This window comes from Gimesia alba (assembly GCF_007744675.1).
Taxonomy (GTDB): Bacteria; Planctomycetota; Planctomycetia; order Planctomycetales; family Planctomycetaceae; genus Gimesia; species Gimesia alba.
The window spans coordinates 5,805,535-5,819,271 of the sequence record NZ_CP036269.1 but is presented as its reverse complement, the minus strand read 5'-3'; the positions used below and the strand labels follow the sequence as shown (position 1 = coordinate 5,819,271).

Below are 13,737 nucleotides of genomic sequence, written 5' to 3'. Positions count from 1 at the left end.
AAACCAGTTCTGCAAACGAATTTGGCATTTCTTTTGCGTCATTAAAAAAGGAATCGGATGATGCAGTGGGAGAGAGTACACATTAAGCAAGCCGTATGCTCCTCAATACATCCGTAGGATTGCTGTTTTGCTACCCCAGCCAAGGCAGCCCACCTTTTACATTAACTTCATTAAACTGTAAAACAGATTGAGACAGTCAACCCGCCTCGATGGTTCATCTGACTGTGAAAGAAATTTGTTTTACTTGCGTATATTCGACGTCAAACCAAAATAGTGTGGCCAGTTAAGTAGATTGAATATTCCCGATGCCTGCGCCTCCCTCATGGCTCAATTCGATGGCAAATCAAGTTGCATCCCTCATGTATGATGTCGATGTACTTGCGCCTATTGGGTGTCATTTCTTTTTCAATGACAGTTGTAACGAATGGGAAGTGACTCTGTTTGCTTCCAATACTGAGATTGTCGGCGGCGAATGGGATGGGGTTCTGGCACCTTCCAAATTCTGTTTTGATATCCTCAAAGTGGGAGAAATCTTTGAGGAAGTCCAGGCGATGCACTGGCAGGCATTGCCTGTCAATTTTGATGATCAACTGGGACCTCATATTTCCATTGAAGGGACTTATGAAGGGCATCAGGTCTGGGTACGAGTACTGGCAGAATCGCCCGAAGAGTTTGAGCCCGGCCGTCGGGTGAAAGCATATGAGTTCGATTTAAGAGAAATCTGGTAATTGAGCCGACGGGATTTCACTCCCCCCCTGCTGCCGCCTTTGACGGCATTCTTACTGTTTCCTGATGATGTGCTTCGCTAAAGTAGATCTATTCCCGTATCTCGATTATCATGCGACTTGAGACGGATGATGTGCTTTAGAACCGCTTGGGCTGATTCAGTAACGGAGAGCGATGCGATGCAACTGGGGTTTGTGACGGCGATTTTACCTGATTACGATCTACGACAGGTTTTTCAGGCGGCTGCGGAAATTGGCTATGACTGTGTAGAAGTCATGTGCTGGCCCCAAGGGAAAGATGCCCGTCGCTATGCCGGGATCACGCACATTTCTGCAGAGGATTTTACGGATTCCGATGTCACCACAATTCAGCAGATGGCAGATGAATTCGGCATATCCATCAGTGCTCTGGGATATTATCCCAACCCGCTTACTCCCGATTTGGAAGAAGCGCAGAAGTATGTGGAACATATCCAGAAGGTGATTGCCGCTGCAAACAAGCTGGGCATCAACCGGATGAATACGTTTATCGGCCGCGACTGGAAGAAGTCGGTCGATGAGAATTGGCCCCGATTTCTGCAAACCTGGCCCGAGATTATCAAGTTCGCGGAACAGCAACAGGTGCGAGTGGGAATTGAGAATTGCCCAATGTCATTCACAGAAGATGAATGGCCGGGTGGAAAAAATCTGGCCATCAGCCCGGCGATCTGGAAGCGGATGTATGCCGATATTCCCAGTGAATATTTCGGTTTGAATTATGATCCATCGCATCTGGTGTGGATGCATATGGATTATCTGGCGCCGATCCGTGATTTTGCCGATCGGATTTTTCATGTGCATGCCAAGGATGTGCGAGTCGATCAACATCGGCTGGATCAGGTGGGGATTCTGGCGCATCCGTTGGAATATCACACGCCGAAACTGCCCGGACTGGGACAGGTCGAGTGGGGCAGCTTTTTCTCGCAATTGAATGAGATCGGCTACCAGGGGCCTGTGTGCGTGGAAGTAGAAGATCGAGCTTACGAAGATTCCACTGCATCGTGTCTGGCCGCCTTACGACAGTGCCATACCTATTTGAGGAATTATATTCCAGAAAGAAAATAGCAGTCATGGAATTCAACTATCACGATATCGCGGGGATGATCGATCATTCGTTGTTAAAGCCAACGTTGACCACGGATGAATTGGAAGCGGGCTGCCAACTGGCGCTAAAGTATGACGTGGCCAGCGTGTGTATCATGCCCTTTTATCTGAAACGCTGTGCAGAGCTTCTGAAAGGGTCGACTGTGAAAGCCAGTACGACGATCGGGTTCCCGCATGGCGGTCATACGACGTATATCAAACAGATTGAAGCCGAGCTGGCGGTAGCCGACGGTTGTGAAGAGTTGGATATGGTGGTTAATATTTCGCGTGTATTAAGTGGTGAATGGCAGTATGTGTCTGATGAAGTCGAAGCGGTCACCAAGATCGCCCATCAGGCAGGGCAGAAGATCAAAGTAATCTTTGAGAACTGTTACCTGGAAGATCAGCAGAAAGTCGAACTCTGCCGGATCTGTGGAGAACGGGGTGTCGACTGGGTAAAAACATCAACCGGTTATGGTACCGGCGGCGCGACAATTGATGACCTGAAGTTGATGCGGGCAGAAAGTCCCCCCGAAGTGCAGGTAAAAGCAGCGGGGGGAGTTCGGACGCTTGAGAAACTATTGGAAGTCCGCGCTCTTGGCGTCAGTCGAGTCGGAGCGAGCGCGACGCAAAGCATTCTGGAAGAATGCCGGGCACGACTGGGGCTCACTCCGTTATTTGAGTAAACAGAGTGTAATCGGCGATAGATGAAAGTCTTGTGTGGTTACTGTAGATCCTTCTTCATTTGTTTTTCGCCTTCTGCTTCAGAAGCAGGATCAATCTGCTCTGTTTCGTCGAATTCTCCTTCTACCATTGGTTTTTCCTCACCGCAACCAAACATAAATGGGGTCATACTTGTTACTAGTAAGCAGGAAAATAGAACGCGAAGCATGATGTCTCTTCTTCCGTATGCGAGTTGGTAAATCAAATGATGAAAACCAGACATTTCAGATCAGCTGTCAGATGTTTTTGCAGAACGAAATGAAAGCACTGGGTTTCAGGTTAGATACATCGCCACTTGATCGAAGAACCAAGTGGCGATGAATACAATTCAACGCTAAGAATTAAACGTGATTCTTACCATTCACCGAGAACATTTCCGTCAGCCGGAGCGCCAAGATCTCTCCAGGTCTGATTGTCGATATTGTCGGAGGCAAAGCGGACTGCGCCATCAGCTAACAGGACGTGGACGCCGCCGGTATGTTTACTGCGCGCTGCCAAGAGAGCCGCTGTCGTACTGGAACCGGCACCACAGTCTGGCATGCCTTTATTGTTCGGGTTGTAAACGGTTCCAAAATAATGTGATTCGTAAATCTGAGCATAGAACCACGAGTAACCTTGTTGTGCGCCTCCGGTATAGGGAGCTTTGGTCAAGCAACTGGCGGGACAAACACCGCCGGAGGGTTGATCATCGCAGAAGGGAGCACTCGCAAAGGTTTCGGAAATCATCAATGTGTTTGAGGTTCCATCTTCGATATCACGAATTTTCACTCTGCTGTTTTGTGCAAAGATCGATCCTGAGATATTCGCAGTGGAAGAGGCCCCAGTACCACGGCAAGCCATATAGTTTGTGGGACCATATGTCGAAGAGGGTTGACGAGAGGAATCGCTGGGACAACGGACTACGGGCAGTTTTTCTCTACGCAGGGCGTTGTTTGGAGCGGCGCTAACGCCGGATTCAAGTTCCCAGTTGATTTGATTGTAGAGCGGTGCCTGATCCAGGAAGGGTAAAATTCGAGGAATCCAACCCAGCATGCTGGTAGTCCAGGATTGAACTCCGGATCCATAGGTTCTTCGAACATCTCCCGGAGGGAATGTTCTGAAATTATCGTGGTAGTTGTGCAATGCCAGACCAATCTGCTTGAGATTGTTTTTGCACTGTGAACGTCGGGCGGCTTCGCGTGCCTGTTGAACTGCCGGCAATAGTAAGGCAATTAAGATAGCGATGATAGCAATCACTACCAGCAGTTCGATCAGCGTGAATCCACGCTTTCTTTTGAGTAGCATTTTTCCCATTACTTGAACTCCTGAAAATAAAAACAAACGGACAATCAAATGAATGTAGTAAAACACAGCCGCGGAATATAAATTTGGGCTGCAGAGAATGGATTGTTTTTTAGATTGGATTTTCAGTTTGTATTGGAACTGGCTTCAGTTTGTGTATGACCACAAATCAATCGAATCTCTTGAGATGAAAGAGCCAGATGAATCTCAAATGTAGAATACATGAAATTACTAGAGGGCATCTCAAAACCTTTTTAATAGTGTAAATAAACACCCAAGAATTACAAAGCTTTCGTAGAGGTAATCGTGATATTCCCAGCGCGTGACAATGCGACGATAGTTGTGGAGCCAGGCAATACTGCGTTCCACAATCCAACGTCGTTTGAAGCGTGGAAGCTTTCGACCATCTTGCGTCGGCGGTTTGACTCTCGATTTTCGATGCGGGCAGATCAGATCGATATTCTTTTCCATCAGCCGTTTGCGCAACGAGTCCGAATCGGCGGCTTTGTCATAAACAAGTCGCTCGGGTTGTCGATTTTGCAATGTGATTTTTTCAAGCAGCGGTTCGATCAGCTTGACTTCGCTACGACGGGCCGATTCTGTGTCGATCGCCACAGGTGTCCCGTGACGATCGACAAAAATCATGACCTTTGTGCCTTTGCCACGACGAGTCGGGCCAACTCTTCTACCCCTTTTTTTGCCGAGGCAAAAGTGCCATCAGCAAAGGTTTCCGAGAAATCAATCTGGCCAGCATCATCCATTCGTTCCAAGATGATTTGCCAGGCAGATAAGAGCCGCCCTTCGATCGTCCATTGCTGGAAACGTCGATGGCACGTCGCTTTTGAGGGATACTCTCTTGGTAAATCTTTCCATCGTGCTCCTGTCACCAAAATCCAGAGAATGCCTTCCAGGCAATCTCGTGGATGGGCTTTTGGACGTCCTCCCTTTTTGGAAGGGGGAGTCCAGGGAAACAGTTTTGCGACTAAAGACCATTGTTTATCGGTCAAAACGACCGGGCGTTCCGTCCTGGACGCTGTTTTTGTGGAAACCCGTTTTCGTTTGGGCCACCAGACCAGCGTCATATACATAAGAAATTCTCCTTTCAGGAGAACACTTCATGCAAAAGACGCGCCAAACCGTTCACTTTTTTTGACGTTATGAGACAACCTCTAGTAAATTAGATTATTTTACTATAGCTGGTTTTGCAAATAATTCCAGTACGAATTCAAAAAAATTGGATTGTGTGATGAGGCAAATCACTCAGTGTACTTCATTTATGATTAAAATGAGAACATGTCAAACGGACTGAGTGAAGCAATGCTGGATGAGAGTGCCAGGACGGAGAAATCGGGAAACACGATCGGAGACTGGCAGAGAAGGGAACTCAGTTTTTTTGTGCAAAAGGATTTCTTTGCAGCATGTGAGAGCGTCGTCTGTGAAAAGAAAAAGCCAGGATTCTTTTGTGTTCTTCAACGCAAGAATCCTGGCGGGAATGATTATTTCGTACTATTGATTTCGAAGTGCTTCTTTTTGTGCTTCAGCTTCTACGGCAGGGTCCAGTTCTTCCACTGGTTCTTCCGTTGGAGGAGTCAGGGGAGCTTCTTCTCCACAACCGAATTGAAAGGGCGCCAGGCAGGCTGTCAGCAGTAGTGAGCGAATAAAACTGTTCATCTCTCGTTGTTCCAATAAAAGAGGTCAACCACTGTGGTCCAGGTATTGAGTTTGAAAGTGACCACAGCTTGAAATCATAGAAATAGTAAAAAGGTATAGCTAAAAAACTCGTCACTTGAAACAAGTGACGAGAATTTTTTGCAGATCAGCACCAGGTATCTTACCATTCGCCAATCGTATTTCCATCAGCGGGATCACCAAGATTCCGCCAGATCGTCTGGTCGATATTTTCCGAAGCAAATCGAACTGATCCATCACCCAGTAGAGCGTGAACTCCGCCGACATGCTTACTGCGAGCAGAGATGAGTGCAGAGCCAGAGTTACTGCCGGCACCGCAGTCTGGAATTTTGGGGTTCGGAGAATAAATTGTTGTGTAATAGTGAGCATGGTTCTGTTGTGCCCACATCCAGGAATAACCCTGCTGTGCACCGGTTTTGCTATTGTTGTATTCGGTGGCACATACAGCGGCACAGCTGTTGCTGACGGGCAGCTCACTACACAGAGGGGCGCTGGCAAAGGTTTCTGAAACCAGCATGGTATTGGTTGTGCCATCCTCGATATCGCGGATTCTGACAAGACTGTTCAGACTGAAAACAGAACCGGTCGAATTATTTCCTGAGCTCGTTGAGAACCCTCTGCACGCCAAATAGTTGGTGGGACCATAGTTACCATCCGGTTGGCGAGAGGAATCGCTGGGGCAGCGCATGACGGTCAACTTTTCTCGACGGAGTGTGTTGTTAGGAGCAGCGCTAACCCCGTGTTCCATTTCAAAGTTAATTTGATTGTAGAGTGGTGCCTGATCTACAAAAGGCAGGATACGGGGGATCCACCCCAGGCAACTTGTGGTCCAGGATTGAACTCCAGCGCCATAAGTTCTGCGGACACTTCCGGGAGGAAATGCTCTGAAGTTATCATGGTAGTTGTGTAAAGCCAGACCAATCTGCTTGAGATTGTTTTTGCACTGTGAACGTCGGGCGGCTTCGCGTGCCTGTTGAACTGCCGGCAATAGTAAGGCAATTAAGATAGCGATGATAGCAATCACTACCAGCAGTTCGATCAGCGTGAATCCACGCTTTCTTTTGAGCAGCATTTTTTCCATAACTTGAACTCCTGAAAATAAGAAATCAAACATAAAACGAGAATAACGTTTTGATAGAAAGGAACCGGAAACCTGTGATGAGATCGCAGATCTGGTTGTAGAAATCTGTTTAAATCGTAGGGAATTAGAGCTGGAAGGACAGGCATAGACTGCTTAGATCAAGTCTAGAAAAGACCTCGATCAGATTAGAACTTTAAGCCAGCTAAAAGTCACACATTAATTGACAGAATTAGTTGTAGTTTGAATGTCTCTTCTTCTCTATTAATTCTAAATATATGTGTGGGTCGAAGCAATAAATTCATGATTAATTCTGAATAACATCATGGTTTTTATGTACTTAGGTGTCAAGTGTTTACATGGAAGTCAATGCCCAAGGTGGGGCGAGTTTTAAGGGGGGCTTCATTGCTTATTTAGCGGAAAAGAATTCAAATGCGGTTTCATCAGGCTTGATTTTCATTTTTCCTGGTAGTTGGGTTGCCTCTAGGGGACCTCTCAAAACATGTCGAGGAATGAGTTGAAACTGAGTCTCAATTTCCTTATAATTGGCTGTTTTGCAGATAATATGAAATGCACGCCGCTAGATTTCTCTTGTGTTGAGATCGTTTAAGTCATGACGTTGAACCAGATTATAAAAGGCCAGGTTGCGCGGATTACACATATCAATGGTGAAGATGCGATTTCCATCCGGTTAATGGAAATGGGGCTGATTGACGGAGAACAGATTCAATTACTAGGCAAAGCGCCCTTAGGCGATCCGTTGGAGTTTGCAATCCGTGGATACCGCTTATCACTGCGACTGAATGAAGCGAAGTGTGTTGAAGTTGAAATTGTCTAACGCTGGTCTCCTCAAAACGAGAGGGACATCCTGGTATTCCTTCCGAATGAAAGCGCTGCTTTCAGATTTTCTAATTCCATGATCAACACTCCCACCGTGCAAGAAGCTTCCGTGCAACAAAAAAAAATGACGATTGCCATTATTGGCAACCCGAATACCGGGAAGAGCACGCTGTTTAATCTGCTTTCCGGCGGGCATGCTCACATCGGGAATTTTCCCGGAGTCACGGTTGAAAAGAAAGTGGGCAGTGTCACGTGGGGTGACCGTCAGATTGATCTGGTTGATTTGCCGGGAACGTACAGTCTGGCACCCCGATCCATTGATGAAATGCTGGCGGTCGACGTGCTATTGGGCCGCCAAAAGGGGGTACCGCAGCCCGATGCGATTATCTGTATCGCCGATGCGTCGAACCTGGAACGCAATTTGTATCTGTTCAGTCAGATTCTTGACTTGTCAATTCCTGTGGTGCTGGTGCTCAACATGTATGATCTGGCACGTTCACGGGGAATCGAGATCGACGCGCAGGCATTATCCCAAAAATTGAATGTGCCTGTTGTTTGCACAGAGGCCCATCATGCCAAAGGTGTGAATGAGCTGAAGGCTGCTATTTTGGAAATTGGGACAGGCTCGTCGCATCAACCTTTGGCGCTGTTTCCAGAAGTCTTTTATGCTGAGCGAAAACTGATTCGCGAGAAGATTCAGGAAAATCAGGAGAACAGCCCTCCCGATTTTCTGGTAGACCGATTGCTGCTCGATGTTGGCGGCTATGTGGAATCGTATTTCGAGCACCATACTCATAATGGTTTGATGGACGATCTCCATGAGTCGCGCTCGCGATTGAAAGAGGCGGGTTATGCCGTTCCGGCGATGGAGGCCCGCATGCGTTATGGTTGGGCCCGGGAAGTCTTAAAGGATGTATTACAGCATCCTCCAGATCAGCGGGAAACCGCTTCCGATAAAATTGATCGCTGGTTGACGCACCGCATATTTGGTTTTCTGTTTTTCTTCGTGCTGATGTTTTTTGTGTTTCAGTCCGTCTTTACGTGGGCGGGGCCCGCAATGGATTTGATTGAAACAGGGCAGGGATCGATCGAAGGAGTTGTGGAGTCAGTGATTTCACCCGGTCCGCTACGGAGTCTGGTGGTCGATGGTGTGATTGCCGGCGTGGGGGGCGTGTTAATCTTTCTGCCCCAGATTGTGATTTTGTATTTCTTTATCGCCGTGCTGGAAGACAGCGGCTATATGGCGCGGGCGGCGTTTATCATGGATCGCCTGATGCGAAGTCTGGGGTTGAGCGGGAAGTCATTTATTCCCCTGATGTCGTCTTTTGCCTGTGCGGTGCCGGGGATCATGGCGACGCGGGTGATCGAGAATCGGCACGAACGTTTGACGACAATTCTCGTCGCGCCTTTAATGAGCTGTTCGGCCCGCTGGCCTGTGTATACGCTATTTATTGCTGCTTTTATTCCGAACATTGCCTATTTCACAATCGCGGGCAGCCCTGTGGTGACACTTCAGGGGATGGTCTTGTTTGCAATGTCATCAATTGGGGCGTTGATTGCGATTCCAGTTGCCTGGTTTCTCAAGCGGGTTTGCTTTAAAGGGGATGTGGCTCCGTTTGTGATGGAGCTACCGGGTTATAAATGGCCTTCGCCGCGAAATGTGATCTATCGCGTTTATAATCGTGCCAAGTCGTTTGTGGTCAAAGCGGGTACCTTGATTTTTGCGACCTCCATTATCATCTGGGCCGCCGGTTACTTTCCCGGTGATCACAGTGAGCAATTTCAGATTCAGAATCGGATTGAGGCGATTGACGCTTCTCTGTCAGAGCTCGACGAGCAGATTGCAGCAGCAGACGAAGACAAGCCGGCAGCGATGAAGGAATTAGAGAGTCAAAAAGAAGTATTGGCGGCAGAACAGTCCGCGTTATTTGAGCGGCAGAATCATGTCAGCAGTCAGCTGGTGGAAAGCAGTTTTCTGGGGCGTGCGGGGCACTGGATTGAACCGGCGGTAAAACCACTGGGCTGGGACTGGAAAATTGGTGTAGGCGTGATTGCCTCGTTTCCGGCCCGGGAAGTGATTATTTCAACGTTGGGCACGATTTACAGTCTGGGTGGTGATGTCGGGGAAGAGGATGAAAGTCTGATCGGTTCGATTCGTTCGGCGACCTGGCCGGATGGCAGTAAGGTGTTTAATGTTCCCGTGGCGATTTCGATTATGGTGTTCTTTGCATTGTGTGCCCAGTGTGCAGCGACGCTGATGGTCATGCGACGTGAAACGAACAGCTGGTTCTGGCCAGTGGTATCGTTTACTTACATGACGACGCTGGCTTACGTCGGGGCTTTGATATCTTACCAGGTAGGGATGTTATTTATTTAGCGAAACAGATTCTGATTTCGTAGGAATATTGACGAAGTTGACTGAAGTGTTTTCTTTTTTACATGAGGCCGTGTGATGAATCAGGTTGAATGGCAATTAATTGCAACCCTGCTTTGCATCGCGGCGGCGGTCTACTTTCTGGCACGTCGTGTTCTCAGCTTTTTTAAGCAGCGTCCAGGCTGCGGGTCTTGCACCGGCTGTGATACGGGAGCCGCAAAGACTCCCCATTTTATTTCGCTAGATCAGCTGAATAGTCCGAAGTGAATCTGGGCAAGTAGCTTGCATTTCTTTCAATGGCGGTAGTACTGAATCTGCGCTTTGATCGACGTTTTCATCGTGTAGAATCAACTTCTATGAATTTCCGCCGCTCTGCTTCTGTGAAACATGCGATCACGTCAGGCATGCTACAGGTTGTGGGTAGTCTCTCTGCTTATTAAAACCGTTCTCGAATTATCGGAAATTCTTTGATCTGAGCAGAGATGGATTTCGTTTCTTTCAGAGAAGGTTTCAAGTCAACGCACAAATCACGGAGAAAAATGATGACAGACGAGAAAATCTATAATCCAATGCCGGGTTGGTTTCCCTTGGCAATGTGTCTGGGTGGCTTAGTATGTGGAATCATCCTGATTGCAACAGGGGCGATTAATGAAAGTGGCCCCGTAGTTATTTTGGGAGTGTTTCTGGTTCCCGCCAGTTTCATCGGCCTGTTCGGGTGCATGGCGATTGCCCCAAATCAGGCGCGGGTGCTCTTGTTATTTGGTGAGTACAAGGGCTCGGTGATGCAATCCGGCTTTTTCTGGGTGAATCCTTTTTTCTCCAAAAAGAAAATTTCATTACGTATTCGTAATTTTGAAACCGGGGCGGTGACCACACCGGAACAGAAGGACGCGGCAGGAAATGTAATTCTTGCGAAAAGTCGTTCGACAGGAAAGCCGTCCAAAGTGAATGACCGCGATGGGAATCCGGTTGATATTTCCACGGTCGTCGTCTGGCGTGTGGTGAATACGGCGGAGGCGTTGTTCGAAGTGGATGACTATGAAGATTTCGTCGCCGTTCAAAGTGAAGCCGCTTTGCGAAATCTTGCCAGCCGTCATCCTTATGACAGCGAAGATCATGAAATTTCTTTACGCGGCAATACTACGGAAGTCTGCGATCAGTTGAAGGTTGATATTCAGGAACGCCTGGACAAAGCGGGCGTAGAAGTGATCGAAGCGCGGATCAGTCATCTGGCCTATTCGCCGGAAATCGCGGCTGCAATGTTGCAGCGGCAACAGGCGCAAGCCGTGGTTGCGGCCCGGACGAAAATCGTAGAGGGAGCAGTTGGGATGGTGGAGATGGCGCTGGATCATCTGGCGGAGCGAAATGTGGTCGAGTTGGATAAGAACTATCGGGCAGGCTTGGTTTCCAATTTACTGGTCGTGTTGTGTAGTGACCGGCATACGCAACCCGTGGTGAATACGGGAAGCTCACAAAGTTAAACCGTTTCTGGAAATAGAAAGCTACGATTTGGGGCTGGGAGTCAGACGGGCAAAACCGGAATGGCGTACGGGAGTTTTGAGGCGTGAAGAAAGATCGTCTTTCTTCAAAGCGTCCGCGAGTTCTGCAAAGACGTTATTCGCAGCAGCAAAGTAGGCAGCGATATGTTTATGTTCGTGCGCGAGTGTGGGGTAAAAGCCGCTGCCTGTCAGGAAACCGTGCTCCAGCATGCGAATGGTAAACAGGGTGCCCAGCTCTGCCGCCTGCGGGTGATCGAATTGATGATGGAGCAGGACGGAGTGTCCGACTGCTTTGACGGGTAGATCGTGCTGTTGCCCCAGTTTCAGCCAACCGGCGCGGAATGCTTCGCCAATCTGTTGGATGTGTTCGCGGACGTTGACAGTTTGCATTTTTTTGATGGTCGCCAGAGCGGCTGTCGGGCCAACGCCTTCGGTCCAGTAGGTACTGGAAATGAATGAGGTTTCTGCTGCATCCATGACAGATCGATTACCAATGATGGCGGCGACGGGATGCCCATTTCCTAACGCCTTAGCGAAGACGGCGATATCAGGCTCAATTCCGTAATGTAAGTGGGCACCACCCAGAGCAAGTCGCCAGCCAGTGGTGATTTCATCAATCACCAGGACAGCACCGCATTCGTCACAGAGTTCGCGGACGGCTTCGAGGAAGCCGGGATCCGGATGAATATAGCGGGTGGGTTCCATCACGATTGCCGCCAGATGGGAGCCGCGCTGTTTGATGATTTGTCGCAGTCCGTCGATGTCATTGTATGTAAAGGGGTGGGTGGTTTCAGAAAGTCCGAGAGGGACTCCCGCTGGTTCGAGGCCCGGTAGTAGATGCTTATCCAGAGACGTTCCGTCGGTTGATTTGCGAGGCAGGTTTGTTGCCAAATACCAGTCGCTCCAGCCATGGTAGCCGCACAAGGCGATTTCATCACGGCCCGTACGTGCGCGGGCGATACGGACGGCGATGGCCATCGATTCTCCGCCGGTTCGGCAGAAGCGTGCCTGATCGGACCAGGGATGCAGAGACGTGAGTAACTCGGCCAGCTCAACTTCTTCGGGGGAATTCAGGGAACTCATGGAGCCCAGCTGTACGCGACGGATGACAGCGTCGGTGACATCGGGATCACGGTATCCCAACAGGCAGGAGCCGATGCCTGAGGTGGCGAGGTCGTGATAGACTTTTCCGTCGAGGTCGATGACTTCACAGCCGTTTGCTTCACGGTAATAAGCGGGCCAGCAATCAGGGGCAAACATCTCGGGGCGTTTGCTTAAGAGTTGCGTACCGCCGGGGATGAGCTGTTTCGCGCGACGGTATGTTTCCTGTGTGAGATTCGTTTCGGTTTGCGTGTTGATTTCTAATAATGTGCGGGCGTTAAATGAGAAAATGCGTTCGACGTCGGCGTCGATCAAACGCATCGTATGACAGGCCTGTTTGAGAGCGAGCAGAGATTCCAGACCGACGCGGACAGGAGAAGCGAATGTGGACGTGTCCCAGTTAACGTTTTGTTCGCCAATCCAGAGAAAGCCGTCGGAGATACTGACACAGCGGCCTTTGATTTCGCTGACGGAAAAGTCGGTGCCAAACATCAGGCGGCTGGTACCAAATTCGCGCAGGATGGCTTCAAAGGCCTGGGGTTCGCAGACGGCAGATGTATCGAAGAACACATTATCCAGACTTCTGAGTGATGAAATTCCCTCGACAGTATGGTTTCCACAAAAACCTCTGGCAGCGTGCGCGAGAATCAGTTTGGTGTGGGGATATTGGAGACAGTGTTCCTGGATATAAGTCTGATTCACGGGATCGGCGATCGCTCGCGGTCGGACGATATGCAGCATGATTGCAAAACCACGTTGATTGGCGATTTCCCAAATCCATTCCGGAATATAATCCCGAGGTTCTGCCTGAAACGTTTCTTCTCTGTCTGCAAAGATATGATAGACCTTAAAGCCGATATAGCCGCCGGTTTCGATCTGTGCTTCGATTTCATCGGGGTTATCCTGGGGAGTGACAAGCAGGAGCGCTCGCGAATCGGGCTGGTCTTTGAGTTCGTTGAGAAGAAATTGATTAGCAGCGGGGCGATTGAGGTTTAATTTGGGGATCGCGAAGAACAACCCGGCAGAAGGCCGCCGGTCACCCATCCAGAGTTCGAGATTGTGACAATATTCGTTCCAGCCGGAATCACCTTGTTCGTTTTCAGCCGATTCAGGCAGGCCGGTGATGGCGGCATCGTGTTGATACAGATGAGCGTGAGCATCGAAGCTGTTGGGAGGAACAAAGAGTTTTAACTGGCTTTCGAAGAGTTCTAGCTCACTCGGAAAATTCTGTGGCATGTTCCAATCCCTGATGCGGTTTCGCACTCACTGCTGAATGAAAAAACTGATGAATGATTACGATCATTC

13 protein-coding genes are annotated in these 13,737 nt (G+C 48.9%); 6 read left to right on the top strand and 7 right to left on the bottom strand.

Annotated elements, in window-relative coordinates; genetic code table 11:
• The first annotated feature begins 335 nt into the window (after positions 1 to 335).
• From Pan241w_RS21540 to deoC, 3 genes are all read left to right on the top strand, one after another.
• Positions 336 to 728, top strand: coding sequence for a hypothetical protein (locus Pan241w_RS21540; RefSeq protein WP_145219811.1), 393 nt, complete (start codon positions 336 to 338; stop codon positions 726 to 728).
• Between the two features lie 177 nt (positions 729 to 905).
• The gene (locus Pan241w_RS21535; protein WP_145219809.1) at positions 906 to 1,829 is read left to right on the top strand and encodes a sugar phosphate isomerase/epimerase family protein; all 924 of its coding nucleotides are present in this window, start codon (positions 906 to 908) and stop codon (positions 1,827 to 1,829) included.
• A 5-nt stretch (positions 1,830 to 1,834) separates the two neighbouring features.
• On the top strand, positions 1,835 to 2,533 hold the full coding sequence (gene deoC, locus Pan241w_RS21530; protein WP_145219807.1) for a deoxyribose-phosphate aldolase: 699 nt from the start codon (positions 1,835 to 1,837) through the stop codon (positions 2,531 to 2,533).
• 38 nt (positions 2,534 to 2,571) lie between these two features.
• On the opposite strand, the gene Pan241w_RS21525 is transcribed toward deoC, so the two are convergent.
• The 6 genes from Pan241w_RS21525 to Pan241w_RS21505 form a co-directional block, all read right to left on the bottom strand.
• Positions 2,572 to 2,793 (bottom strand): hypothetical protein, encoded by a 222-nt coding sequence (locus tag Pan241w_RS21525; RefSeq protein WP_145219805.1) that lies wholly within the window; start codon positions 2,791 to 2,793, stop codon positions 2,572 to 2,574.
• Positions 2,794 to 2,924: 131 nt separating this feature from the next.
• Positions 2,925 to 3,863 (bottom strand): DUF1559 family PulG-like putative transporter, encoded by a 939-nt coding sequence (locus Pan241w_RS21520; RefSeq protein WP_145219803.1) that lies wholly within the window; start codon positions 3,861 to 3,863, stop codon positions 2,925 to 2,927.
• A 231-nt stretch (positions 3,864 to 4,094) separates the two neighbouring features.
• Positions 4,095 to 4,496 (bottom strand): transposase, encoded by a 402-nt coding sequence (locus Pan241w_RS21515; RefSeq protein WP_145209663.1) that lies wholly within the window; start codon positions 4,494 to 4,496, stop codon positions 4,095 to 4,097.
• Complete coding sequence (locus tag Pan241w_RS21510) at positions 4,493 to 4,939, bottom strand: transposase (protein WP_145209666.1); 447 nt, start codon at positions 4,937 to 4,939, stop codon at positions 4,493 to 4,495. The genes Pan241w_RS21515 and Pan241w_RS21510 overlap by 4 nt, the downstream gene beginning before the upstream one ends.
• Before the next feature lie 418 nt (positions 4,940 to 5,357).
• Positions 5,358 to 5,522, bottom strand: coding sequence for a hypothetical protein (locus Pan241w_RS29480; RefSeq protein WP_198000071.1), 165 nt, complete (start codon positions 5,520 to 5,522; stop codon positions 5,358 to 5,360).
• A 160-nt stretch (positions 5,523 to 5,682) separates the two neighbouring features.
• Positions 5,683 to 6,621 carry a DUF1559 family PulG-like putative transporter gene (locus tag Pan241w_RS21505; protein ID WP_145219797.1) on the bottom strand — a complete coding sequence of 313 codons (939 nt, stop codon included), beginning with the start codon at positions 6,619 to 6,621 and terminating at the stop codon, positions 5,683 to 5,685.
• A 610-nt stretch (positions 6,622 to 7,231) separates the two neighbouring features.
• Here Pan241w_RS21505 and Pan241w_RS21500 point away from each other — a divergent pair.
• The 3 genes from Pan241w_RS21500 (at position 7,232) to Pan241w_RS21485 (ending at position 11,313) form a co-directional block, all read left to right on the top strand.
• Positions 7,232 to 7,456: a FeoA family protein gene (locus Pan241w_RS21500; RefSeq protein WP_145219795.1), complete on the top strand. Its 225-nt coding sequence runs from the start codon at positions 7,232 to 7,234 to the stop codon at positions 7,454 to 7,456.
• 111 nt (positions 7,457 to 7,567) lie between these two features.
• Positions 7,568 to 9,835 (top strand): ferrous iron transport protein B, encoded by a 2,268-nt coding sequence (gene feoB, locus Pan241w_RS21495; RefSeq protein ID WP_232107227.1) that lies wholly within the window; start codon positions 7,568 to 7,570, stop codon positions 9,833 to 9,835.
• Between the two features lie 539 nt (positions 9,836 to 10,374).
• On the top strand, positions 10,375 to 11,313 hold the full coding sequence (locus Pan241w_RS21485; RefSeq protein WP_145223468.1) for an SPFH domain-containing protein: 939 nt from the start codon (positions 10,375 to 10,377) through the stop codon (positions 11,311 to 11,313).
• A gap of 21 nt (positions 11,314 to 11,334) precedes the next feature.
• Here the strand turns inward: Pan241w_RS21485 and Pan241w_RS21480 are convergent, their stop codons facing one another.
• Complete coding sequence (locus tag Pan241w_RS21480; protein ID WP_145219789.1) at positions 11,335 to 13,668, bottom strand: aminotransferase class III-fold pyridoxal phosphate-dependent enzyme; 2,334 nt, start codon at positions 13,666 to 13,668, stop codon at positions 11,335 to 11,337.
• Between the last annotated feature and the right edge of the window lie 69 nt (positions 13,669 to 13,737).